This is a genomic window from Bacteroidales bacterium, from assembly GCA_026418905.1.
Classification (GTDB): Bacteria; Bacteroidota; Bacteroidia; order Bacteroidales; family DTU049; genus JAOAAK01.
Map to the genome: position 1 here is coordinate 1 of JAOAAK010000015.1, position 22,184 is coordinate 22,184.

Here is a 22,184-nt window from a genome sequence, read left to right on the forward strand (position 1 = left end):
TGCATTGTCCAACGTACTGAAGGGAGTATCCAATGAATTATCTGTTTGCTCCCCACCCCCAACTTTTTTATATGAAGACAATTCTTTATCGATTCGATCTAGCAATTCATCAACCCTTTTTGATAAATCACCCTGCGAATCGCTACTGGCATTTTGACTAGTTAATTGAGTTTGAGCAGGTTTTTTTCTTTTCCTGGTAGAAAAATAAATTATGATAACTGCAATGATTAAATAAAACAAAATTTGATAAAAAGCTTTTTCCATAACCGAATCTTAATTTAATTTGGTAAAAATATTAAAATTTTTTATTCCAACAATAAAAAAGTAGTACCTAATTCTCGCTCTGTAGTAAAAAGTGTGATTTGATATTTTCCTTTAGGTAAATCAAGATTTTCCCTTAAATAATCTACACAAACTTGTTCTGATTTCTGTTTGTAACGAACCGTTGTTTTAGTAGAATATTGTATTCTCTTTCCCTGGTAAACGACAGAATAACTTCCTTGAGAAAGAATTATATTATCAGGTCTAGCTATCCTAATATAAACTTCAAGATCATTACTTTGTACCAATGGATTTTCTCCCACAGTGAAACAAATACGAATTAAATCGGTTTTCTTCGCCTTGTTTGTTAGCTGCTCCTTTGAGCCACTTTTTATGTTGTATGCATTCGCTACTATGTTGTATACAGACAAATATGCAGCAGAAGTAATTTTGTTGGACAATTCTTCTTTTTCTTTTTCAAGTTCAATTGTTTTCTGGGTATATTCTTCTATTTTATTTCTCAAATTTTTATTTTCTGCTTGGAGTTGTAAATTTTCTCGATATAAGCTATCAATCTGATGTACATAACTCTGAGTGATTCGTCTCAATGCATCAAGTTTTTTCTTGATTCGATAATAATCTGCTTGACTGTTTATCAGTTTTTCTATTTCCTTAGCTTGTGCCATAATAATGCTGTCTTTTTCAGCCAGTTTACCTGATATCTCTCCGTATTGTTGCTTGATTTTTTCATGTTCTGCTAGCAAAGAGTCAAGCTCTGCCTTAAGTTCCATATTTTGTTGAATAGTGGTTTGTTTTTCAATCACAACAGTACGAGTTTCCTTTTTGTTTAACATCAATAAAACAACCAGTATAGCTATCAGAACAGCTTCAACGATGGCAACGATTTGCCATCTACGAGCTCTTTTCTCTGAAGTCATATCCATGATGAAAATTTTTGCAAATTTATAACTTTACAAATATGAAACGAATCCATGTTTTCAATACTTTCACAGAAAGCCTATTACATTTGTTTTATCCCAACATTTGTGCCGGCTGTGGGATGATATTGTTAAGAAATGAAAATACCATTTGCATCAATTGTTATACAAAACTCGAATTCAGAAATGATGTCAATGAAGAAGAAAATCCTGTCGCCCAACTATTTTATGGAAAAATTATTTTCCATCATGCCATGGCACTATTGCATTATCATAAACAATCCCTAATACAAAAGCTTCTATTTGATTTAAAATATCATCAAAAACCCAACATTGGATGGTGGCTTGGAAGAATGATGGCAATTCATATCCAAAACTCACCATTTCTAAAAGATGTTGAGATTTTAATTCCTGTTCCTTTGCACCCTAAAAAATTAAGGGCAAGAGGATACAATCAATCACAAGTTATTTGTGAAGGAATACTTGACGTACTACCACATCTGAGTCTTGAAACTGATGCAATCATTCGTTCCATTTTTACAGAAACTCAAACACGAAAAAATACGTGGCAAAGATTTCAGAATGTAAAAGAAGTTTTTCTACTTAAGAAACCAGATCGCTTGAAAAATAAACACATACTTATCGTAGATGATGTTATCACAACTGGATCAACGATGGAAGCTTGTGCAAAAAAAATCCTTCAAGTCGAAGGAACAAAAGTCAGTTTTGCTGCAGTAGCAAGTCCTGTTTAACTTGTCTCCCCGGCAGGATTCGAACCTGCGACCCGTTGATTAAGAGTCAACTGCTCTGCCAGCTGAGCTACGGAGAGAACCATTGCAAAGATATAACATAATTTTTAAATGTCAGCATTCGTATTAAATTTCTCTTTTACCTTTGTAACTCAAAACTATTACACATGAAATACAGAGAAATTATCGGTTTTACTCTTATATTTCTCATTATCATTGTTTTCTCCATCATCAATCAACCAACCTCCCCCCCCGCTCAGAATCCACCCAGTGATTCACTTACAGTAAAAACAACTCATGATTCAGACTCTCTTAGTCAGGCCCCATCGATGGAAGATTCGACATATCACCAAACAGGTTTGCATTTATCTTCTTCAGACTCTTCAGCATTAACTGTTTCATTTACTACATCGGGTGAATTTTATAAACATTTCAATGGAAAAGAAGACACGATTCAAGTCGAAAACGATGTAATGAAGGTAACATTTTCTACCAAAGGTGCAATGATACGACAAATTGAGCTCAAAGATTTCCTAACCTACGACAAACAACCTTTAAAACTATATTTTCAAAACGAAAATTTATTCAATGTCATCTTATCAACTAAAAAAATTCTTTTACATACGGAAAAATTATTTTTCACACCTCTTACCTCTCAAAAGCATTTAATGGTAACGAATGATTCGCTAAAGTTAATATTTGAAGCATTAGCTGTCAACGAAACAGACTCCCCGTGTGGCAAACTCATTTTTGAGTATGTTTTCAGAAAAGACGCCTACGACTTTAATTTTTACATAAGGACTGAAAACGGCAAAACGTTTCTTCCGCCAGGTATTTCTCTTTTCACTTTACAGTGGAAAAGTGAGCTGGCAAGAAGTGAAAAACATGCTGAAACCGAACGCACCAATTCCACTATTCACTATGCATCTGCAAAACTGGAGACTAATTACCTTTCAGAACGAAAAAATGATGATAAAAAAATCAATTATCAATTAAATTGGATTGCTTACAAAAGTCAGTTTTTCACTTCGGTATTGCTGACACAATCGAAACCATTTACTTCATCCGAAGTAAAAGTTTATACTAAGGAAATTGAAGACCCTAAGTATTTAAAGACAATGTATTCAACCTCTATCTATGAATTCAAACCCGAGGAAGAAAATTCAATCAAATTCAAATTTTTCACAGGACCACTTAAGTACAAGCTATTACGTTCCTACAAAGCTAAATTGGAACGACAAATCCCTCTAGGTTGGGGTTTTGCTCCTATAGCATGGATTAACAGGTTTGCTGTACTACCCGTATTCAACTGGCTTGAAAGCTATAATCTTAATTATGGAATTATTATTCTTATTTTAACCATTTTATTAAAAATTGTACTCTTCCCCATTACTTATCGAACTTACTTAAGTTCAGCTAAAATGCGGGTTTTACAACCAGACATAGAAGCCATTAACAAAAAATTTCCGAAGCCAGAAGACGCTGCAAAGAAGCAACAAGCCATGATGGAATTGTATAGGCGTTCGGGTATCAATCCTGCTGCTGGCTGCTTCCCTATTTTATTACAATTGCCCATACTCATTGCCATGTTTAGATTTTTCCCATCTGCCATTGAGCTACGTCAGCAACCATTTCTTTGGGCAGAAGATTTATCAACGTATGATTCTATACTTGACTTAGGTTTCCATATTCCTTTTTACGGAGATCATGTCAGTCTGTTCACACTACTGATGACGATCTCTACTCTCGTATACACACGCCTCAACGAAAAATTAATGAGTACCGGTTCTCAAACACTACCTGGTATGCGGTTTATTACTTATCTAATGCCCATCTTATTTCTTGGCTTTTTTAATAGTTTTTCTGCTGCATTGAGTTATTATTATTTACTAGCGAATCTGTTTACCTTTGTGCAAATTTTTGGAATTCGTTATCTTATTAGCGAAGACAAACTTAGAAAACAAATCGAAGAACATCGCAAAAAACCTCTCAAAAAATCTCGTTGGCAACAGCGACTTGAAGAAATGCAGAAACAACAAACAAAGAAAAAATAATTTTTAAAAAAGTATTATTTTTGCATCTCAAAAATTGATTCTTATGGCAAAGAAAAGCAAAGAAGCAAGAATACAAGTGATCCTCGAATGCACAGAACATAAAAACAGTGGTTTACCAGGAACTTCACGTTACATTACGACCAAAAACAAAAAAAACACACCCGACAGATTAGAATTGAAAAAATATAATCCCATTCTAAAAAAACATACCATTCACAGAGAAATAAAATAATTAAGCCATGGCAAAGAAAGTTATCGCAACCCTAAGAACGGATAAGAAAGCCCAATACACTAAGGTTATTAAACCTTATCGCTCAGCAAAAACTGGGGCATATAAGTTCAAAGAAGTTATTATTCCAAGTGAACAAGTGAAAGAATTTCTTCAACAAAAATTTGAGTAATTAACATTTTTCAATTACTAAAAGCTGCTGATAAATGGCAGCTTTTTTTATTTAAATATTGTAAGTTTGCATGTAAAATAAATAGTATGACAACAGAAAATCTTGAAAATGTTCAGCAAGAACCACAAAACCAGCAAAAAAGTGATCAGAAAAAAGGACCTCAATTTTCTTGGCATAACATAGATGAGTTTTTCAAAAAAAATAATAAGATCATTTCAATCGTAGTAGGTACTCTTGTTGTTATCGTGGTTGGATTTTGGGGATATAAAAAGTTCATTCAAGGACCACGTGAAGAAAAAGCAGGAGAAGAAATGTATTTCGCAGAATATTATTTTACTGTTGACTCCCTTAATAAAGCTCTTAATGGCGATGGTATACATCCTGGTTTTCTTGATATTATTAATGATTATTCTGGAACATCCGTTGGTAATCTCGCTCGCTTCTATGCTGGTGTCATTTATTTAAAACAAGGTCTTTATGATGAAGCTATTGAACAATTGAAAAAATTCAAAAAACGTGGATACATCATAGGTGCCATTGGCTACGGACTACTAGGAGATGCTTATGTAGAACTAGGAGATTACGAAAATGCTATCAAATACTATAAAAAAGCCAGTGAACATTATCCTAATTTTTTCACTACCCCTATGTATTTATTGCGTTTAGGCTGGTGCTACGAAGAAACTGGTGAATGGGAAAAAAGTCTCGAATGTTACAAACAAATACAAGAAAATTATCCAAATAGTTTTGAAGCACGCGACATCAAGCGATACATAGGTAGGGCAGAACATATGCTCTCATTCAATCAACCATGAAAAAAAAGAAAAATCTTTCTGAAATAACTTTTCCAAAACTTAATCATAAAAGACTGAGAATTGTTGTTATTACATCCGAATGGAATAGTGAGATCACACATGAATTAGAAAAAGGATGTATTAATACTCTTAAGGAAGCCGGTATTGAGAAAATTGAGACATACCATGTGCCAGGAAGTTACGAGCTTCCACAATATGCTAATATGCTTATCGAACATAACCTTTCGCTCAATCAAGCTATCGATGCTGTCATTTGTCTCGGATGCGTCATAAAAGGAGAAACTCCTCATTTCGACTACATATCTTCGGCGGTTTCGCATGGCATTATGAACGTTAGTCTCAAATTCAACATACCTGTTATCTTTGGTGTTCTAACAACTCTTAACATGAAACAAGCTAAAGAGAGGGCTGGAGGTAAATATGGAAATAAAGGCATTGAAGCAGCTGCCACTGCTTTGTGCATGATCTATGAACGACAGAAGTTGCTATGAAATGGCTAAATAAGCGTATCATATGCATGGGGAACACGCATTTTTCTTCCTATGTGTTTTCTTACTTATTTGCTCAAGGATTGCCTATAGTTGCCTTTGTTACTTCGCCTGATAAACCTGCAGGAAGAGGCTTGCATTTGAAGTCTACCCCTGTCAAACAACTTGCTCTGCAATTAAATGTTCCTGTTATTGAAACTGACTTGCTTCAAGATGAAAAACTTATTTTTCAATTACATTCTTTCCAACCAGATTTATTCATTGTCATAGCATTCAAAAAACTTCCGGAAGCCCTGCTGAAAGTTCCACAAGACGGGGCAATCAATCTTCATATGTCTTTACTGCCAAATTACCGTGGAGCAGCTCCTATTCATTGGGCAATTATTCGAGGTGAACAAAAAACAGGTCTCACCACTTTCATTCTTAATAATAAGATCGATGCAGGAGATATTATTCATCAGATGGAAATTCCTATTGAATTTCACGACACTCACGACACACTCGAAGAAAAAATGATTTCTTTTTCTGGTCAATTTATGATAGATTCGCTCAATAAGTTTTATTCTTTTAATTTCAAACCCCTTCCACAAGCCAACAATCCAGACCTACCTCGTGCACCCAAACTCACAAAAGATAACACGCGTATCAACTGGAATCAACCTTCCATTTCAATATACAACTTCGTAAGAGGTTTGTATTCAAAACCTATGGCGTGGACAACTTTAATGACAGATAAGCTTTCCACCCCATGGTACTTCAAAATCCATGAAACACGTCCCTTCGACGGATCCATCAACTTCAGTGATGAAGCAGGCACTATTATTTTACATCATAGAAAAAGAATTCTTGTTTGCACATCAAGCGAGCCTTTAGAAATTTTATTCCTTCAACCAGAAGGTAAAAAGAGAATGTCAGCCGATGAATTTATACGTGGGTATGAAAATTACTTAAATCATGCCAAATTTGCGTGAGTATTTAGACCGTCTGGTCAACATACCCCACAAAGAAAAAATAGGAATTATTTTGTTGATTGTTATTGCCTTGGTGATTTCCATCCTGCCTTACTTTCATGACAACCCCGTAGAAACGAAATCGTATGATTATGATGATTACCTCGAAATGATCAAACAAGCACAAACTCAAATTGATTATCATCATCGAAAAAAAGAATTATCTTTTGATTTTACAAAAAATGAACAAAGATCCTTTCATCTCAACCCATTTCCTTTCAACCCCAACGAATTCAGCTACGAAATGGGAAAGTCCTTAGGTTTAAACGATAAACAAATTCGCTCCATTATTAAATACCTTCAAAGCGGAGGGAGATTTTTGACCAAACGTGACTTTCGGAAAATGTACCTCATTTCCCCAGAAGAATATCAAGCACTCGAACCTTACATTCTTTTACCAGACAGCTTAATTCCAATCACATATGAAAAGAAATTTTCTCCTCAAACCTTTAAATCTAAACCAAAAATTGAGCTAAATTCGGCTGACAGCTTGGAACTACTAAAAATTAAAGGTATCGGCCCTTATTTTGCTCACAAAATTCTCCAATATAGAAAAAAACTAGGTGGCTTTTATAACATTCAACAGTTGCTTGAAATCAAAGGTATGGATAGCACTAAATTTAAAGCCATCGAAAGTGAAATTTTTGTCAATCCAGCACTAATACAAAAGATCAATTTAAATCATGCTACTTTTGATGAATTAAAAACACATCCATATATTTCATATAATTTGGCTCTTTCGATTATTAATTACCGAAAACAGCATGGTTTCTTTTTATCCATAGAAGACCTAAAAAAATGCAAGCTTGTGACTGAAAATATATACTATAGAATTTATCCTTACTTAGAAATAAATGCAACTGAATAAAAAAAGGGGAGATTCTCCCCTTCTCAACGATCTATTATAACGTGAACATACTTACTTTCCTTTCTTCCTGTCCTTAAGTTTAGCAAACACTTCGAGATCACCCAAGGTTTCTCTTTCTTGCGGTAGCTTTTTGGTTTCTTTCTTTTCCTTTTCTTCAGCTTTAGCTTTCTTTGGCTCTTTAGGTTCCTGATAAGTTTTTGTATGCGAAACAACGATCTTTTGAAGTTCTTTGGAAAACTCCATAACCTTGAAATCTAGGGTTTCATCAACTTCGGCTAAAGTTCCGTCCTGTTTGACAAGTTGACGAAGTGGAGCTGTTCCCTCTATACCATAAGGCAATGAAATAACAGCATTTTTATCGTTTTTCTCAACGACTACCCCCTTATGAATTGAACCTACCTTGAAAACTGTTTCGAAGAAATCCCACGGATTTTCCTCCAATTGTTTGTGTCCAAGGCTTAATCTTCTGTTATCCACATCAACTTCCAGTACAACTACGTCGATTTCATCACCTATTTTAACGAACTCAGCTGGATGCTTAATTTTTTTTGTCCAGCTCAGATCGCTCACATGAATAAGTCCATGTACTCCTTCTTCAAGCTCAACGAACACACCAAAATTGGTATAATTTCGGACTACAGCTTTATGCCTGGATCCTATGGGATACTTTTCATGAATGTTAACCCATGGATCGGGCATGAGTCGTTTAATACTAAGTGACATTTTTCTTTCTTCACGGTCAAGAGTTAGGATAACAGCTTCGACCTCGTCGCCTAGCTTGAGAAAATCCTGAGCAGATCGCAAATGTTGAGACCATGACATTTCAGTTACATGGATTAGACCCTCTACCCCTGGAGCTATTTCAACAAAAGCTCCATAGTCTGCCAACATTACCACTTTACCTTTTACTTTGTCGCCAACTTTCAAGTTTGGATCGAGTGATTCCCAAGGATGTGGGGTGAGTTGCTTCAAACCAAGAGATATGCGTTTTTTGCTTTCATCAAAATCTAAAATGACAACATTGATTTTCTGATCAAGATGAACTATCTCTTCAGGATTAGTCACTCTTCCCCAACTTAAATCCGTAATATGGATAAGCCCATCAACACCTCCTAAGTCAACAAAAACACCATAAGAAGTAATGTTCTTAACAGTTCCTTCAAGGATTTGGCCCTTTTCAAGTTTGGCAATGATTTCAGCTTTTTGAGCTTCGAGTTCATCTTCAATGATTGCTTTGTGAGAAACAACAACATTTTTAAATTCATGATTGACTTTGACTACTTTTACATCCATGATCTTACCCACAAACTGATCATAATCTCGGATAGGTTTCACGTCAATTTGAGAACCAGGCATAAAACATTCAATTCCAAACACATCTACAATAAGTCCTCCTTTTGTACGAGAAAGTACTTCACCTTGGACGATTTCTCCCCTTTCATATATTTCGTTAATACGATTCCACGCATTAAGCAATCGTGCTTTTTTGTGTGAAAGAACAAGTTGACCAGTTCCATCTTCCTGCACATCAACATATACGTCTATCTTATCACCCACCTTCAGGTTGGGGTTATAACGAACCTCATTCAAAGGGATGACTCCGTCGCTCTTGTAGCCAATATTTACAAAGACTTCTCGGTCAGTAATTGCAATCACGGTTCCTTGAATAAGCTCCTTTTCAGCAATTTGCTTCAAAGACTGAGTGTAAAGTTCTTCCAGCTTTTTTCTTTCTTCGGTTGGAATTTCTTCAGTTTCTTTTTCGTAAGCTTCCCAATCAAAATCATCTTCATTTATCTTCACATTTTCTGACAATGTTTCTTCCACCTTGCTGGCGGAAATCACCTCTTCTTGTTGTTTTTCACTTCTTAATAATTCTTCACTCATTCATGAATCTCCTTTCTTGCTTTTCTAAAGCAGGTGCAAAATTAAAAAATATTTTTATTACGTATATTTTTCAATTAATTCTTGAACAATCATGGGAACACCAGTTGATGCTGGTTCAGAAATATAGCGGATTCCAGGTCGGGAAACTTGCATTTCATGTGCTTTTGGATCGATTAGAAACACTGGAATATTGGGCCTACAATAGTATATAAGGCTTGCAGCAGGATATACGACCAAAGATGTTCCGATGATTAAAAAAATATCAGCCTCATTAACCAATTCTACAGCTCTAGGAAAAAGCGGAACATCTTCTCCGAACCAAACAATGTGGGGGCGTAAGAGGGAACCATCAGGTGCTTTTTCGCCAAGAATAATATCCCTATAACCAATATCGATAATTAAATTAGGATTTTGAGAACTCCGAGCTTTGGTGAGCTCACCATGCAAATGTAAAATTTTTGAAGATCCAGCTCTTTCATGTAGATCATCCACATTTTGAGTGATGATGTAAACATCAAAAAATTTTTCAAGTTCGACCAAAGAAAGATGTGCCCGATTAGGATATGCATCTTTGAGGGCTCTACGTCTCATATTATAAAACTCAAGCACGTCCTCAGGATGATTTAGCCATGCTTCCAAAGAGGAAATTTCCTCCATACGATATTGCTTCCACAAACCGTTAGCATCCCGAAAGGTGGGTATACCGCTTTCTGCACTGATACCCGCGCCTGTTAAAATTCTTATTTTCTTCATACGTATTCGTTTCTAATTTATTGCAAACATAAAAAACAGATAGATTTATAAAAATTGTATCTTTGTTATATGAAACACTTTTGTTTGTTTTTCAGTTTTATTTTTTCCTTATTACTCATATCTCAAGAATATGTTCTTAGCTTAGAATCGATGTACAAAACATCCAAAAAAATAATTATCTACCCTGGTGAAATTATAAGCGTATACATAAATAACAGCGACGAAGAAATTACAGGGAATGTGAAAGAAATCTCTTCTTCTCATTTGACACTTGATTCGGTCAAAATTCCACTTGGTGATATTCGTATTATAAAGACATATCATAACCGCAAACTTTATAAAAAAGTTTTACTTGGAGCTACTATCGTCATCTCTGGAGCAGTTGTAGTAACCGGATTCATTCTGATTTTTAATGCTATTCATGCAGGAGCGCCTGCTGTTTTTTATCTTTTGCCTACTGGTTTGGCTTTCGATATTGGTGGCATACAAGCTATTTCATGGGCATCTACAAGACTTTTTTCTAAAGGTACTATTCATTACGTGGGAGAAGATTGGGTAATATTTGTTAAAAAAAACTAACCATAATATAACTTTTTTTATTCCATCACGTCTATGAATATGAGTAAAATTAAAATGAAAAAATATCTGAGTGAGACTGCCTTGATTGAAGCTGTGAAAAAAGGTGATAGTTTTGCCGCAGAACTACTTTACCGTCGCTTTTCTTCAACTTTTTTTGGTGTTTGCCTACGCTATGCACGTAATCGGATGGATGCTGAAGATATTTTACATGATGCTATGATAAAAATTTTCTCCAAACTGGATTCATATAACTTCAATGGGTCTTTTGAGGGATGGGCTCGGAGAATTGTGGTTAATACTGCCATTGACTTCTACCATGCTCAATTAAAATGGAAAGAAAATACTCAGGATATCGACGAATTAAGAACAGAGTCCTCTGTTATTTGTGAAATGCCTACAACAGTAGATTTAAAGAAAATACTTAGTCTTATTCAATCTCTACCTGAGCCTCATAGAATAGTATTTAATCTGTTTGCCATAGAAGGATTTTCCCATAAAGAAATTGCAGAGATCCTAGGAATCTCAGAAAATCTTTCCAAATCTTATTTATTTAGAGCAAGAAAATATTTGCAGAAGAAAATAAAAGTCCTGGAGGAAGAATTATTATGAAAGAAAATTTTGATAAAATTTTCGAGCATTTAAGAGAATACAAGGAAACACCTCCAGAATCTGTCTGGCAAAGAATATCTTTTACTCTTACGAAGAGAGGTTTTTTTAAAAAACCAAAACATCAAGAAAGGTATTTCTATCTTGCTGTCATTGCTTTGCTTTTACTTTTTTGGTTTATTAACGAATGGTTTTCTCTATTTCATTTAGGAAGATCCAGCCTTATTGTAGCTCAACAAGCTAGCAATATTCAAGCATTGGGCTTACCTTATCCTTCCAGAGTATATAAGCAAACTATACCTTTAACTTTTTATTATGTATTTTACACCCCATCAAACACAGTTCAAAAAACGCACGAATCTGAACTCTTTAGAGAAACTCTTGAACACAATGAAATCATTACAAATAATTTTTCATTGGCCGATTATCCTATAAGATCATTAGAAGCATTTGACCTGAAGCAATTACCAGTAAAGGTTAATTCCGACACATTTTATCAAAATCTTTATGTAAATCCTTTTGATTTTCCTCACTCTTGGTTCGAAATTGAATTAACAGGTGCTGGTTTCGAGAAAATTTTTATACCTGAACTATACAAAGAAGTTTACGGTTATAACTGGGGTCCTTTTATCACTTTTCACTCTAATAATATTTACACCGGTACTGGTGTTTATTTTCACACCATCTATGTCCCTAATAGATATAAATATAGCAAATATGAGACCTTTGTGAAGGATTATACGATGGGGATTGATTCCATTGTGCTTATCCAAAGCGAACTGGATAAAATTTCATTTCAACCTCTAATCTATGCTGGTTACCATCCTATATATGATTCTGTGTTAAAAAACTACACCACAGAACATCCTGATGCATACTATTATGCTGAAATTCCTTTACATGTAGGTTTTCAAAATCAAATTAATCGATTTGGTTTCAAGGCAGAATTGGGGTTTTCGATTAATTTGCGCCAAGGCATGAAAGCATACACCAAAGAAAAATTTTTCGAAGAAACTGGAATTGTACCTGTAAATTGGAAGCCTTTCAATTATACTATGAGTTCTGTTTTTTATAACTTTTCTCTTAAGGGTGGTATATTCTATCAATTCTTGCCTTCATGGAACGCTGGTGTCAATGTCTACTATAGGAATTACCTTTCCCCAGTATTTGAAAATGAAGGTAAGAACTTTAATTATCCATCCTCCATGAGTGTAAGTCTTTCAATAAGCAAAACACTATGAAAAAAATATGGTTAACTTGTTTCTTTTTCTTACTCACATTTTTGATTTCCGGAGAGGAACTACCCATTCAGTTATTAATCACTGTTCGTGATAGTCTTACACAACAACCTATAAGTGGGAAAAAAGTTTTTGTTGTAGTCCCCCAAGGATTTGAAACACTTTTTACTCAGACTAGCTTTGTTACAGTGACAGATCAAAATGGTCAAGCTTACTTTGAGACTTTTGTTACTCAAAACATTCTTCCTATTCCTTTGCATGTTTACACTTATGATTTTAATTTTAACCAAAAAAAGAAGACCGTCTGGATTCAGAAATTTTATGATCCTCTTGAAGTTAGTTTAATTATACGCGAAAACGAGTTGCCAATAGCTCGTAGAAAATACATTCAAATTGATTTATACGATTCCCTATGTCGTGGTTTTTACATGCTCTCTCCGACCAATTTGACAAAGAAAAAAGGACTGATTGAAAACTACTATTGGGACGTACTCCATAGCGGATGGATTCATGAAGAAAATTATCTATATTATATCAGGCATTATCATGTTCCAGTATTTTTAAAAATCGAATATATTGATAGCCTTACCCAAATATTTTACGATTCAGTTATTTATGAAGATAAAATTGATATTCCTCGTGAAACGATGTTGACTTTTTATGGCCAACTGTGGGCTGGAACACCGTCCCATCCCATCAATGTGGTTTCTGGCAAAACAGCTGTTTTCCTATTAGCTCAAAATCAAATTTTTTCTCTTGAAGATACATTTGATATCTTATATCCCGGTGCCTATTATTCAGCTATTCCTATACTTTACTGCCGTGTAACTTTTAGAGTTTACGGTTTTCCTCCTAACATTGAAGAAGAATACTTTCCATGTTACTACAATTCTGTTGTAAGCTGGTTGCATGCTACTTTTTTCTGGATGGATACATTAGGTGAAAGACATGACATGTATCTTAAGAAAAAAAATAAACCATTTGGCCCCGGTTGGATTTTAGGACATCTTGGTTTTAATAAGCCCTATTTGTATGATATCATACTTTACAATCTCCAGATGGAACCGCTCGATCTTGTTCATGTGGATAGCTCCGGCTATTTTGAATTTAGAAATGTCGCTCGTGGAGCTTATTACTTGGCTACAGAACGAATAGGTGAAGATCCTGTGATTAAATATGTTATAGTTTCCGAAGAAGACCTCTCCCCCGAAGTTTATATCTCAGGGAGTGACGATCCTGATAACATCAAATACTTGATTTATCCTAACCCCGCATCTCACACCATCAAAATCCAAGGACCTGCAGTTCGTGAAGTTAAAATTTATGACATCACTGGTAAAGTTTATCATCTTGCCAACATTCAAAATAATATCGTTCCTATAGCAAACCTCAGTAATGGTTTATATCTTCTTCAATGTGAGCTTGATGGAGAATTAAAAACATTTACGTTTATTAAATCAAATTAGCATTTTCAAGAAGGCTTCGCCAAGGTTCGACAAGTGGTGGCAGAGAAACGCATTCAATGATTTGATGATGAACGGGATGGATGAATTTTATTTTCCATGACCATAGGCCTATACTTCCATCAGAATTTGAACGCCGCGCGCCGTACTTCAGATCTCCCTTGATAGGACATCCTATGTACGAAAGTTGTGCCCTTATTTGGTGATGCCTACCTGTAAGCAATTTAATCATAAGCATATAATATCTTTGAGATGACGAAATTAGTTGATAATGAAGTTTTGCACACTGATAGCCTTCACGAGGTTCGGAAGAAACATAGACCTTGTTGTTTTTTTCATTTTTTTTCAGATAATGAACAAGTTCAGCTTCCTGTAAACATGGACGACTTGTAACGATTGCTAAATACCATTTTTCTGTCTGTCGTTCGCTAAATATCTTATTCATTCGAGATAAGGCTTTAGAAGTTTTGGCTAATACTAGAACACCACCAACAGGTCTATCTAACCGATGAATTACACCGACGAAAGCATTTCCTCGTTTATGGTATTTTTCTTTTAAGTATAATCTGACATATTCAGAAAGTGGTATATCTCCTGTTTTATCCCCCTGAACAATCTCCCCAGGTAATTTTTCTATAATGATCAAGTGATTATCCTCATATAAAATGCGCTCACTGATAGCCTTTTTTAACATGCTCAATATTGTTCGTTCTCACTAGGGAACTGTAGTGTTTTCACGTCATTGATGTAATGTAAAACTGCTCCTAATATTTCTGCATGCAAGTTATGATATCTTCTTAAAAATCTTGGACTGAATTCCTGATTAATTCCCAGCATATCATGTAGTACCAATACCTGTCCGTCAACGTATTTCCCGGCACCTATACCGATCACCGGAATTTTTAGCATTTCGGCAACTTCTTTTCCCAGTTGAGCTGGGACTTTTTCTAATACAATAGCAAAACATCCGGTTTTTTCAAGCATAATAGCATCTTCTTTAAGTTTTTGAGCTTCTTCGACTTGAGTAGCTCTAACACTATACGTGCCAAATTTATAAATAGACTGAGGTGTAAGGCCTAGATGACCCATGACTGGAATTCCAGCTGATAAAATTCTTTCTACACTTTCTATAATTTCTCTTCCGCCTTCTACCTTGACAGCTTCAGCACCACTTTCCTTCATAATTCTTATGGCACTTTTTAATGCCCCATAAGAATCGCCCTGATATGTTCCGAAAGGTAAATCTACCACTACCATGGCTCTTTCCACAGCTTTTGCAACCGACGTAGCATGATAAATCATCTGATCCAAGGTGATGGGTAATGTTGTCTTGTTTCCAGCCATCACATTGGATGCTGAATCTCCAACTAAAATTACATCAATTCCTGCTTTATCAATAATTTTAGCCAGTGAATAATCATAAGCTGTGAGCATTGCAATTTTCTCCCCACGAACCTTCATGTTCATCAATACATGGGTTGTTACCTTCTTGATTTGCTTGAATTCTTGAATATTCATTCTTGATAATTTTTTCAAAAATAGATGTTTTATTTGTTACCTTAGCAGATTCTTCTTATGTTTGAATCATGAATTCCTTCGGAAGATTATTTCGCATACAAATTTATGGTGAATCTCATACCACCCAAGTAGGTATTTTAATTGACGGTTGCCCTCCTGGGATTCCAATTTCCGTTGATGACTTTCTCGACGATATGTTGAGGAGAAAACCAGGAAAGCATGGCACAACTCAACGAATGGAGGCAGATGTCCCTGTGATTACATCGGGAGTCTTCCGGGGTTTTACAACAGGTGCACCTATTCATATTTTTGTAAAAAATCAAGACCATCACTCGGACGAATATTTAAGTACGGAAAATATTCCCCGACCAGGGCATGCTGATTACGTTGCATATATTCGTTATAAAGGATTCAACGATCTTCGAGGAGGTGGCATGTTTTCAGGTAGACTCACTGCTGCACTAGTATTGGCTGGTGTAATAGCTAAAAAAATTATTGCTCCGACAAAAGTTGAAGCAAATGTTATCACAATTGGTGGATCAGACAAGGAGTGGGAAAAAATCATTGAACATGCTATTCAAGAAGGAGATTCATTGGGTGGCCTCGTAGAATGTCGCGTAAATCAAGTTCCTGTTGGACTAGGAGAACCCTTTTTTGATTCTGTAGAATCTCTTATTGCCCATGCCATCTTTAGCATACCCGGTATTAAAGGTATTGAATTTGGTGATGGATTTCGTGTCACAACCATGAAAGGCAGCGAGTACAACGACATCATTTTACCAGATGGAAAATTTGCTACTAATCATGCAGGAGGAATACACGGTGGATTAACCAATGGTAACGACATCATCTTCAGAATAGCTGTCCGTCCCCCAGCTAGCATACGAAAACCACAGCAAACCATAAATCTCAACACAGGTAAATCTGTTTCGATATCTGTCGGAGGCCGTCACGATGTTTGTTTTGCTCTACGCATTCCACCCATAGTGGAAGCTCTAACTGCTTGTGTAATTGCTGATCTTTTATTAATTGCCAAGTCATGGTAAAGAAAAAGCTACTTCTATTTGTAGCAGGATTTCCCATACGACATAGTCTAAGTCCTAGAATTTTTAGATACCTTGCAAACAAAACTGGAATTGACCTCCATTATACTCGATTATCTACCGAAGACCCAAACGATATCTCAAAGCTATTAGAATTAGGTTTTAATGGAGGAAACATTACCATGCCTGTAAAAGAAAAAATTTGTCAATTGCCATTTGTTCAGTCTCCGAATGTCCAGCTTATTCGTGCAGCCAATGTGATATACAGAAAAGAAAACATATGGTACTTAGAGAATACTGATATCATTGGTGTCAAGGAATCTCTTCGACCATTTGAAAAACACATTTGCAATCAACCAGCTTTGGTGATTGGTGCAGGAGGAGCTGGAAGAGCTGCCGTACTGGCTCTGAGAGAATACACTCATAATATTACACTAACCAATCGCACTCATGAAAAATCTCTTTATTGGGCAGAAAAATTATCCACTCAAATTCTTCCTTTTGAGCAGATTGCATACACAATATATCAGTTTAAAGTCATTATCTATACGATTCCCGTATATATCCCCCTCAATATAGAACCCTTTCAGATCTTTTTGGAAGCAAACTATTCTAAAAGCTTTTATTGGAACAAAACTCCCTTCTTTATTGGAGGACTTTATTGGTTGATTCATCAAGCTATTCCCTCATTTGAATTACTTACTGGCAAAGACCCGAAAGGGTCAATTACAAGTGTTGAAACTATTATAAAAGAAATAACTTGATATCTTAGATCTAACTCCTTTTATTTAAAAGTTGTTTTCTCGCTGATGCATTCAATTTTTTAGTGAAATAAAATGCTCCCAGCAGAAATAATGCATTTTGTATCTCAGTATGTAATTCTTTATTGCTTTGCCACGACACATCGTGTAATAGCATCCTTCACATGTAGTCATTTGCATCTATGCTAGTCGCTACACGGAAATCAGAATCAATTTGATCAAAAACACAATCAAGAGTATCAATGTAGAGATTAAAATTTTTTACATTAGCAAAAAAATGATCTTGCCCATCGATGAACTAGCGATTCGTCCTATTTTCCTCGTGGGTTTTATGAAAAGCGGTAAAACGACCATTGGAAGATTAATAGCCAAACGACTCAATCGTACTTTCATTGATTTAGATGAATATATTGAAGAGAAACTGAATCAAAAAATCAGCGTTCTTATAAGGGAAAAAGGATTAACTATCTTTCGAAAAGAAGAAACCAGAGCATTAAAAGAAGTCGTAAGAAATTATCCAACCAACTCTGTGATAGCTACCGGAGGAGGTATCGTAGATTACAAAGTGAACAGGATTTATTTGCCTAAGCATGGTTATGTCGTCTGGCTTTTCTCATCGTTGAATGAACTCATGAAAAGACAAGACAATAAGGATCGACCATTGTGGAATAATGATGTAACGAGTCTATTTTATTCGAGAATTTACCACTATAGCGAAATCGCCGATGAGATCATCATCACAGACGGAAAATCAATTGAGGAAGTCGTTCGTTATGTCGTTGGTCAATAAAAGATGTTTCTTCACATCTTCCAAAATCTTTGCATGATCAAATGCCATAGAAGGTAATGAAAAAAGAGAAAACCATGAAGCTTCTGCAGCATCATCTGCCGCACTAAGTTTGATTTGATCATCGAGCCAAGCAATAAATGTTATTGTAATGGTACGATGCCTTGGATCACGCTTTGGATCACTGTAAGCGCGAAATTGATTAAAGGTTTCTTCGGGTAAATCTATTTGTAATTCTTCCTTGACTTCACGTCGTATGGCATGTTCTAAAGTTTCATTTTCGTCTACAAATCCACCAGGCAATGCCCATAAATTCTTATAAGGTTCATTTTTTCTTTTAATAAGAGCAACAAAAACATTTTTCTTTTCTTTATATAACAATATTGCATCAACCGTTACGGCAGGACGAGGATAATCATAGCACCACCGTTTCATTTGGAAGTATTTTATTTATAAATTTGCACAAAGATAGGAAAATGAACAACTACATTTCTGAACGAGTTATAGGAGAAGGTCTCACTTTTGATGACGTTTTACTTTTACCTGCCTACAGTGAAATACTTCCTCACGAAACTGTTTTGACCACGCGTTTTTCTAGGAACATCATCCTCAATGTCCCTTTTGTTTCAGCTGCCATGGATACAGTTACCGAAAGTGCCATGGCTATAGCCATGGCTCAGGAGGGAGGCATCGGCGTGATTCATAAAAACATGAGCATTGAAGATCAGGCTAAAGAAGTAAAAAAAGTCAAGCGTGCTGAAAACGGTATGATCATTGATCCGGTTACAATATTCCCGAGCCAAACTGTGGGTGATGCACTTCAGATGATGAAAGAACATAAAATAGGCGGCATTCCTGTTGTAAATGATAAAAAACAACTGGTAGGTATAATAACCAATCGTGATCTTAGATTTGAAAAAGACCTTCACAAGCCTATCGAAGAGGTTATGACCAAATCACCTTTGATCACCGTCCCTGAATTCGTCACTTTTGATAAAGCTGAAGAAATTTTGCAAGAACATAAAATAGAGAAACTTCCAGTTGTTGATAATAACAACGTTCTGATTGGCCTTATAACGTACAAGGATATCATTAAAATCAAGGCTAGGCCCAATGCATGTAAAGATTCTTATGGCAGATTACGTGTAGCTGCAGCTGTAGGTGTATCAAAAGACACAATTGACCGAGCTTTTGCATTAAAAGAAGCAGGTGTTGATGCTTTAGTGGTTGACACAGCACATGCTCACTCTAAAAAAGTTTTTGAAGTAGTCAGATCATTAAAAAAGACTTTTCCCGACTTAGACATTATTGCAGGAAACATTGCCACATACGAAGCTGCCAAAGACCTTTCTACATTAGATGTTGATGCCATCAAAGTTGGAATAGGACCTGGATCCATTTGCACGACACGTGTCATTGCGGGGATTGGGGTTCCACAACTTTCAGCTATCATGGCTGTAAGCAAAGCTCTAGAAGGAAGCGGAATTCCTATCATTGCCGATGGAGGCATACGTTATTCAGGTGATGTGGTCAAAGCCCTTGCAGCTGGTGCTGATTCAGTCATGATTGGAAGCATATTTGCAGGCGTAGAAGAAAGTCCCGGAGAAACTATTCTTTACGAGGGTAGAAAATTTAAAGTCTACCGTGGCATGGGTAGCTTAGAAGCTATGCAAAGCGGTTCCAAGGATCGTTACTTCCAAGATGAGGAAGACGTCAAGAAACTAGTCCCCGAAGGCATTGTGGGACAAATTCCTTATAAAGGAACATTGAGTGAGGTGATGATTCAAATGGTGGGTGGACTCAGGGCTGGGATGGGCTATTGTGGTGCCAGAAATATTAGCGACTTAAAAAAAACACGATTTATCCAAATCACTCATGCAGGTATTATTGAAAGCCATCCTCACGATGTAACCATTATTCGAGAAGCACCTAATTACAGTCGATAAAACAACCCATATGAAAAAATACGTTCTCTCATTTGTCATTTTGTTATCTTTAACTTTTTCCTCCTTTGCTCAGGAGGATGAAATTATTATGATCATTGACAACGAACCTGTCACAAAAACAGAATTTCTAAAAGTTTATCTCAAAAACAACAATGATCCTGATCCATACAACGAACAAAGTATCCGTAATTATCTCGATCTTTTTATCAACTACAAACTTAAAGTAAAACAAGCCATCAAAGAAGGCCTTGATACCACTAAAAAATTTCGACAAGAATTTAATAATTATAAACGGCAGTTGGCTCAGAACTATCTCTATGACAAAGAAACTTATGACAAATTACTCAATGAGTCTTACGAAAGAAGCCAGTTTGACCTTCGCGTTTCACATATTCTTATAAAGCTTACACCTAATGCTTCACCTGCTGACACATTAAAAGCTTACAAAAAAGCTCTAGATATTCGATCGAAAATTCTCAAGGGGATGCCTTTTGAAGATGCTGCTCTAGCTTACTCTGAAGATGAAACAGTTAAAGATAGAACAGCAAAAGATGGAACGGTCATTTCAGGCAATAAAGGAGATCTTGGCTTCTTTACCGTATTTAATATGGCTTACGAATTTGAAACTGCAGCATACAACTTGAAAATCGACGAAATCAGTATGCCCGTACGTACCCAGCTCGGCTATCATATCATTAAGCTAACAGATAAAAGACCTGCCTTAGGAAAGGTACTTACAGCTCACATTCTTGTTCAGACGAAAGACATTGGTGAAGCAAATGCCATACAAAAAATCAATGAAGCATACCGACTTATTAAAGAAGGCAAAACTTTTGAAGAGGTTGCCAAAGAATATTCCGACGACAAAGGTTCCGCTACTAAAGGCGGTCAGCTTCCATGGTTTGGATGCTTTCGCATGGTACCTGAATTTATCACTCCGTTGTATACAATGAAACCTGGTGATATATCCGAGCCTATTAGGTCTATATATGGTTATCATATTATCAAGCTCATTGATCGAAAACCCGTTCTTTCTTTCGAAGAGGAAAAAAATAACCTTAAAAACCAACTTCAGCGAGATAAAAGGTATCAGCTAACCCGAAAAGCACTTGTCGAAAAACTCAAAAAAGAATATGCTTATTCTTACAAGCCCGAGGTCCTTAAAAAATTACTTCCTTTACTTAACGATAGCCTTTACGATGCAAGTTGGAAATATCCCAAAATCCCTATCATGAAGGACACATTATGTAAAATTGGTAAAAAAGTTTATACACTCGAAGAATTTGCAGACTTTTTTATGCAAAGGCAATCTCAACTCAAGAGGGGCGACGATTGGTGGACGTTTATTCTATTTCAATTTGACAATTTTATTCAAGATAAAATCATAGAATATGAATATGGCCAACTAGAACGCAAGTATCAAGATTTTGCAGATCTTGTCAAAGAATATCACGATGGCATCTTGCTTTTTGAACTCATGGATCAGAAAGTTTGGTCACGTGCAGTGAAAGACACCACAGGGCTCAAGGAATTTTACAAAACCGTTCAAAACAAATATATGTATGGAGAAAGAGCAGATGTAGTTGTTTTTACCACATCAAGTGAAAATACAGCCAAATCTCTCGAACGCTTTATCTCCAAAAAAGGTAAAAAAGTTCAAGATCCTATTACCATCCTCAAAACTGTTGTCAAAGATACTTCAGTTTCCGTGAAACACCAAGAGATGAAAGTCGAAAAAGGCACATCTCCACTTGTCGAAAAACTCCCATGGAAGCCTATGCAAGTAAAAATCGTTCCTGAGAATAATAATTTTCATGTTGTTTGGATTAAAAAAATATTGGCCCCTGAACCCAAACCATTGAACGAAGTTAAAGGTTTAGTGGCAGCTGAATACCAAAACTATTTAGAAGAAAAATGGATTTCAGAATTAAGATCTCGATACAAATGGCAAATCAACGAAAACGTTCTTTCCTCACTCTGGAAAAAGTAATTATTATTTTTCTTTTTGCTTCTGTTTTTCTT

At 35.8% G+C, this 22,184-nt stretch carries 24 protein-coding genes and 1 tRNA gene; 17 read left to right on the forward strand and 8 right to left on the reverse strand.

The genetic code is table 11. From position 1 onward, the window contains the following. The coding region (locus N2Z72_03040) for a hypothetical protein (GenBank protein ID MCX7696654.1) at nucleotides 1–264 on the reverse strand (264 nt) is incomplete at its 3' end. A gap of 41 nt (nucleotides 265–305) precedes the next feature. Beyond that, nucleotides 306–1,205: a hypothetical protein gene (locus N2Z72_03045; protein MCX7696655.1), complete on the reverse strand. Its 900-nt coding sequence runs from the start codon at nucleotides 1,203–1,205 to the stop codon at nucleotides 306–308. 35 nt (nucleotides 1,206–1,240) lie between these two features. Between N2Z72_03045 and N2Z72_03050 the strand changes: the two genes are divergently transcribed. Continuing rightward, nucleotides 1,241–1,951, forward strand: coding sequence for a ComF family protein (locus N2Z72_03050; protein MCX7696656.1), 711 nt, complete (start codon nucleotides 1,241–1,243; stop codon nucleotides 1,949–1,951). Between the two features lie 4 nt (nucleotides 1,952–1,955). On the opposite strand, the gene N2Z72_03055 is transcribed toward N2Z72_03050, so the two are convergent. After that, nucleotides 1,956–2,028: transfer RNA gene (locus N2Z72_03055), tRNA-Lys, on the reverse strand. Between the two features lie 87 nt (nucleotides 2,029–2,115). Between N2Z72_03055 and yidC the strand changes: the two genes are divergently transcribed. The 7 genes from yidC to N2Z72_03090 all read left to right on the forward strand — a co-directional run bounded on the left by yidC (nucleotide 2,116) and on the right by N2Z72_03090 (nucleotide 7,584). Continuing rightward, entirely contained in the window at nucleotides 2,116–4,002 is a 1,887-nt protein-coding gene (gene yidC / locus N2Z72_03060) for a membrane protein insertase YidC (GenBank protein ID MCX7696657.1), read from the forward strand. A gap of 43 nt (nucleotides 4,003–4,045) precedes the next feature. Next, on the forward strand, nucleotides 4,046–4,234 hold the full coding sequence (gene rpmG / locus N2Z72_03065) for a 50S ribosomal protein L33 (GenBank protein ID MCX7696658.1): 189 nt from the start codon (nucleotides 4,046–4,048) through the stop codon (nucleotides 4,232–4,234). A gap of 7 nt (nucleotides 4,235–4,241) precedes the next feature. Beyond that, nucleotides 4,242–4,403, forward strand: a complete 162-nt coding sequence (locus N2Z72_03070; GenBank protein MCX7696659.1) for a DUF4295 domain-containing protein — start codon at nucleotides 4,242–4,244, stop codon at nucleotides 4,401–4,403. Nucleotides 4,404–4,489: 86 nt separating this feature from the next. Further along, complete coding sequence (locus N2Z72_03075) at nucleotides 4,490–5,218, forward strand: tetratricopeptide repeat protein (protein ID MCX7696660.1); 729 nt, start codon at nucleotides 4,490–4,492, stop codon at nucleotides 5,216–5,218. Next, nucleotides 5,215–5,709 carry a 6,7-dimethyl-8-ribityllumazine synthase gene (gene ribH / locus N2Z72_03080; protein ID MCX7696661.1) on the forward strand — a complete coding sequence of 165 codons (495 nt, stop codon included), beginning with the start codon at nucleotides 5,215–5,217 and terminating at the stop codon, nucleotides 5,707–5,709. The genes N2Z72_03075 and ribH overlap by 4 nt, the downstream gene beginning before the upstream one ends. A 26-nt stretch (nucleotides 5,710–5,735) precedes the next feature. Then, nucleotides 5,736–6,677, forward strand: coding sequence for a methionyl-tRNA formyltransferase (gene fmt / locus N2Z72_03085; protein MCX7696662.1), 942 nt, complete (start codon nucleotides 5,736–5,738; stop codon nucleotides 6,675–6,677). Then, a complete protein-coding gene (locus N2Z72_03090; GenBank protein ID MCX7696663.1) occupies nucleotides 6,661–7,584 on the forward strand; it encodes a helix-hairpin-helix domain-containing protein in 924 nt (307 codons plus the stop codon). Before fmt ends, N2Z72_03090 begins: the two co-directional genes overlap by 17 nt. Before the next feature lie 51 nt (nucleotides 7,585–7,635). Here N2Z72_03090 and rpsA read toward each other — a convergent pair whose 3' ends face one another. Together rpsA and N2Z72_03100 are read right to left on the reverse strand one after the other, a co-directional pair. Further along, nucleotides 7,636–9,468 carry a 30S ribosomal protein S1 gene (gene rpsA, locus N2Z72_03095; protein MCX7696664.1) on the reverse strand — a complete coding sequence of 611 codons (1,833 nt, stop codon included), beginning with the start codon at nucleotides 9,466–9,468 and terminating at the stop codon, nucleotides 7,636–7,638. Between the two features lie 57 nt (nucleotides 9,469–9,525). Continuing rightward, nucleotides 9,526–10,221, reverse strand: coding sequence for an NAD-dependent deacylase (locus tag N2Z72_03100; protein MCX7696665.1), 696 nt, complete (start codon nucleotides 10,219–10,221; stop codon nucleotides 9,526–9,528). 69 nt (nucleotides 10,222–10,290) lie between these two features. On the opposite strand from N2Z72_03100, the gene N2Z72_03105 reads away from it, so the two are divergent. Genes N2Z72_03105 through N2Z72_03120 form a run of 4 tightly spaced genes read left to right on the forward strand, consistent with a single transcriptional unit; the run spans nucleotide 10,291 to nucleotide 14,110 of the window. Continuing rightward, entirely contained in the window at nucleotides 10,291–10,800 is a 510-nt protein-coding gene (locus N2Z72_03105; protein MCX7696666.1) for a hypothetical protein, read from the forward strand. A 54-nt stretch (nucleotides 10,801–10,854) separates the two neighbouring features. Further along, nucleotides 10,855–11,409, forward strand: coding sequence for an RNA polymerase sigma factor (locus N2Z72_03110; GenBank protein ID MCX7696667.1), 555 nt, complete (start codon nucleotides 10,855–10,857; stop codon nucleotides 11,407–11,409). Further along, nucleotides 11,406–12,647, forward strand: a complete 1,242-nt coding sequence (locus tag N2Z72_03115; protein ID MCX7696668.1) for a hypothetical protein — start codon at nucleotides 11,406–11,408, stop codon at nucleotides 12,645–12,647. The genes N2Z72_03110 and N2Z72_03115 overlap by 4 nt, the downstream gene beginning before the upstream one ends. Continuing rightward, nucleotides 12,644–14,110: a T9SS type A sorting domain-containing protein gene (locus tag N2Z72_03120; protein ID MCX7696669.1), complete on the forward strand. Its 1,467-nt coding sequence runs from the start codon at nucleotides 12,644–12,646 to the stop codon at nucleotides 14,108–14,110. Before N2Z72_03115 ends, N2Z72_03120 begins: the two co-directional genes overlap by 4 nt. Here N2Z72_03120 and N2Z72_03125 read toward each other — a convergent pair. Together N2Z72_03125 and panB are read right to left on the reverse strand one after the other, a co-directional pair. Further along, nucleotides 14,097–14,801, reverse strand: coding sequence for an RNA pseudouridine synthase (locus tag N2Z72_03125; GenBank protein MCX7696670.1), 705 nt, complete (start codon nucleotides 14,799–14,801; stop codon nucleotides 14,097–14,099). The two genes, N2Z72_03120 and N2Z72_03125, sit on opposite strands and share 14 nt — an antisense overlap. A gap of 2 nt (nucleotides 14,802–14,803) precedes the next feature. Continuing rightward, complete coding sequence (gene panB, locus N2Z72_03130; protein ID MCX7696671.1) at nucleotides 14,804–15,625, reverse strand: 3-methyl-2-oxobutanoate hydroxymethyltransferase; 822 nt, start codon at nucleotides 15,623–15,625, stop codon at nucleotides 14,804–14,806. Nucleotides 15,626–15,693: 68 nt separating this feature from the next. Between panB and N2Z72_03135 the strand changes: the two genes are divergently transcribed. The 3 genes from N2Z72_03135 to N2Z72_03145 all read left to right on the forward strand — a co-directional run bounded on the left by N2Z72_03135 (nucleotide 15,694) and on the right by N2Z72_03145 (nucleotide 18,219). Then, nucleotides 15,694–16,671: a chorismate synthase gene (locus N2Z72_03135; GenBank protein MCX7696672.1), complete on the forward strand. Its 978-nt coding sequence runs from the start codon at nucleotides 15,694–15,696 to the stop codon at nucleotides 16,669–16,671. Then, a complete protein-coding gene (locus N2Z72_03140) occupies nucleotides 16,665–17,432 on the forward strand; it encodes a hypothetical protein (protein MCX7696673.1) in 768 nt (255 codons plus the stop codon). The genes N2Z72_03135 and N2Z72_03140 overlap by 7 nt, the downstream gene beginning before the upstream one ends. A gap of 274 nt (nucleotides 17,433–17,706) precedes the next feature. Continuing rightward, nucleotides 17,707–18,219 carry a shikimate kinase gene (locus N2Z72_03145; GenBank protein ID MCX7696674.1) on the forward strand — a complete coding sequence of 171 codons (513 nt, stop codon included), beginning with the start codon at nucleotides 17,707–17,709 and terminating at the stop codon, nucleotides 18,217–18,219. Here the strand turns inward: N2Z72_03145 and N2Z72_03150 are convergent. After that, nucleotides 18,181–18,651 (reverse strand): NUDIX hydrolase, encoded by a 471-nt coding sequence (locus N2Z72_03150; GenBank protein MCX7696675.1) that lies wholly within the window; start codon nucleotides 18,649–18,651, stop codon nucleotides 18,181–18,183. The two genes, N2Z72_03145 and N2Z72_03150, sit on opposite strands and share 39 nt — an antisense overlap. A 41-nt stretch (nucleotides 18,652–18,692) precedes the next feature. Here N2Z72_03150 and guaB point away from each other — a divergent pair, with 41 nt between their 5' ends. Both guaB and N2Z72_03160 read left to right on the forward strand, forming a co-directional pair. Continuing rightward, nucleotides 18,693–20,162: an IMP dehydrogenase gene (guaB, locus tag N2Z72_03155; GenBank protein ID MCX7696676.1), complete on the forward strand. Its 1,470-nt coding sequence runs from the start codon at nucleotides 18,693–18,695 to the stop codon at nucleotides 20,160–20,162. A 10-nt stretch (nucleotides 20,163–20,172) separates the two neighbouring features. Further along, complete coding sequence (locus tag N2Z72_03160; GenBank protein ID MCX7696677.1) at nucleotides 20,173–22,152, forward strand: peptidylprolyl isomerase; 1,980 nt, start codon at nucleotides 20,173–20,175, stop codon at nucleotides 22,150–22,152. Nucleotides 22,153–22,184 lie beyond the last annotated feature (32 nt).

Excerpts from the sequence above, each read along its gene's own strand:
- N2Z72_03045 (MCX7696655.1), bottom strand. The coding sequence starts at position 1,205 with ATGGATATGACTTCAGAGAAAAGAGCTCGTAGATGGCAAATCGTTGCC.
- N2Z72_03050 (MCX7696656.1), top strand. The coding sequence starts at position 1,241 with ATGAAACGAATCCATGTTTTCAATACTTTCACAGAAAGCCTATTACAT.
- yidC (MCX7696657.1), top strand. The coding sequence starts at position 2,116 with ATGAAATACAGAGAAATTATCGGTTTTACTCTTATATTTCTCATTATC.
- rpmG (MCX7696658.1), top strand. The coding sequence starts at position 4,046 with ATGGCAAAGAAAAGCAAAGAAGCAAGAATACAAGTGATCCTCGAATGC.
- N2Z72_03070 (MCX7696659.1), top strand. The coding sequence starts at position 4,242 with ATGGCAAAGAAAGTTATCGCAACCCTAAGAACGGATAAGAAAGCCCAA.
- N2Z72_03075 (MCX7696660.1), top strand. The coding sequence starts at position 4,490 with ATGACAACAGAAAATCTTGAAAATGTTCAGCAAGAACCACAAAACCAG.
- ribH (MCX7696661.1), top strand. The coding sequence starts at position 5,215 with ATGAAAAAAAAGAAAAATCTTTCTGAAATAACTTTTCCAAAACTTAAT.
- fmt (MCX7696662.1), top strand. The coding sequence starts at position 5,736 with ATGGGGAACACGCATTTTTCTTCCTATGTGTTTTCTTACTTATTTGCT.
- N2Z72_03090 (MCX7696663.1), top strand. The coding sequence starts at position 6,661 with ATGCCAAATTTGCGTGAGTATTTAGACCGTCTGGTCAACATACCCCAC.
- rpsA (MCX7696664.1), bottom strand. The coding sequence starts at position 9,468 with ATGAGTGAAGAATTATTAAGAAGTGAAAAACAACAAGAAGAGGTGATT.
- N2Z72_03100 (MCX7696665.1), bottom strand. The coding sequence starts at position 10,221 with ATGAAGAAAATAAGAATTTTAACAGGCGCGGGTATCAGTGCAGAAAGC.
- N2Z72_03105 (MCX7696666.1), top strand. The coding sequence starts at position 10,291 with ATGAAACACTTTTGTTTGTTTTTCAGTTTTATTTTTTCCTTATTACTC.
- N2Z72_03110 (MCX7696667.1), top strand. The coding sequence starts at position 10,855 with ATGAAAAAATATCTGAGTGAGACTGCCTTGATTGAAGCTGTGAAAAAA.
- N2Z72_03115 (MCX7696668.1), top strand. The coding sequence starts at position 11,406 with ATGAAAGAAAATTTTGATAAAATTTTCGAGCATTTAAGAGAATACAAG.
- N2Z72_03120 (MCX7696669.1), top strand. The coding sequence starts at position 12,644 with ATGAAAAAAATATGGTTAACTTGTTTCTTTTTCTTACTCACATTTTTG.
- N2Z72_03125 (MCX7696670.1), bottom strand. The coding sequence starts at position 14,801 with ATGTTAAAAAAGGCTATCAGTGAGCGCATTTTATATGAGGATAATCAC.
- panB (MCX7696671.1), bottom strand. The coding sequence starts at position 15,625 with ATGAATATTCAAGAATTCAAGCAAATCAAGAAGGTAACAACCCATGTA.
- N2Z72_03135 (MCX7696672.1), top strand. The coding sequence starts at position 15,694 with ATGAATTCCTTCGGAAGATTATTTCGCATACAAATTTATGGTGAATCT.
- N2Z72_03140 (MCX7696673.1), top strand. The coding sequence starts at position 16,665 with ATGGTAAAGAAAAAGCTACTTCTATTTGTAGCAGGATTTCCCATACGA.
- N2Z72_03145 (MCX7696674.1), top strand. The coding sequence starts at position 17,707 with ATGATCTTGCCCATCGATGAACTAGCGATTCGTCCTATTTTCCTCGTG.
- N2Z72_03150 (MCX7696675.1), bottom strand. The coding sequence starts at position 18,651 with ATGAAACGGTGGTGCTATGATTATCCTCGTCCTGCCGTAACGGTTGAT.
- guaB (MCX7696676.1), top strand. The coding sequence starts at position 18,693 with ATGAACAACTACATTTCTGAACGAGTTATAGGAGAAGGTCTCACTTTT.
- N2Z72_03160 (MCX7696677.1), top strand. The coding sequence starts at position 20,173 with ATGAAAAAATACGTTCTCTCATTTGTCATTTTGTTATCTTTAACTTTT.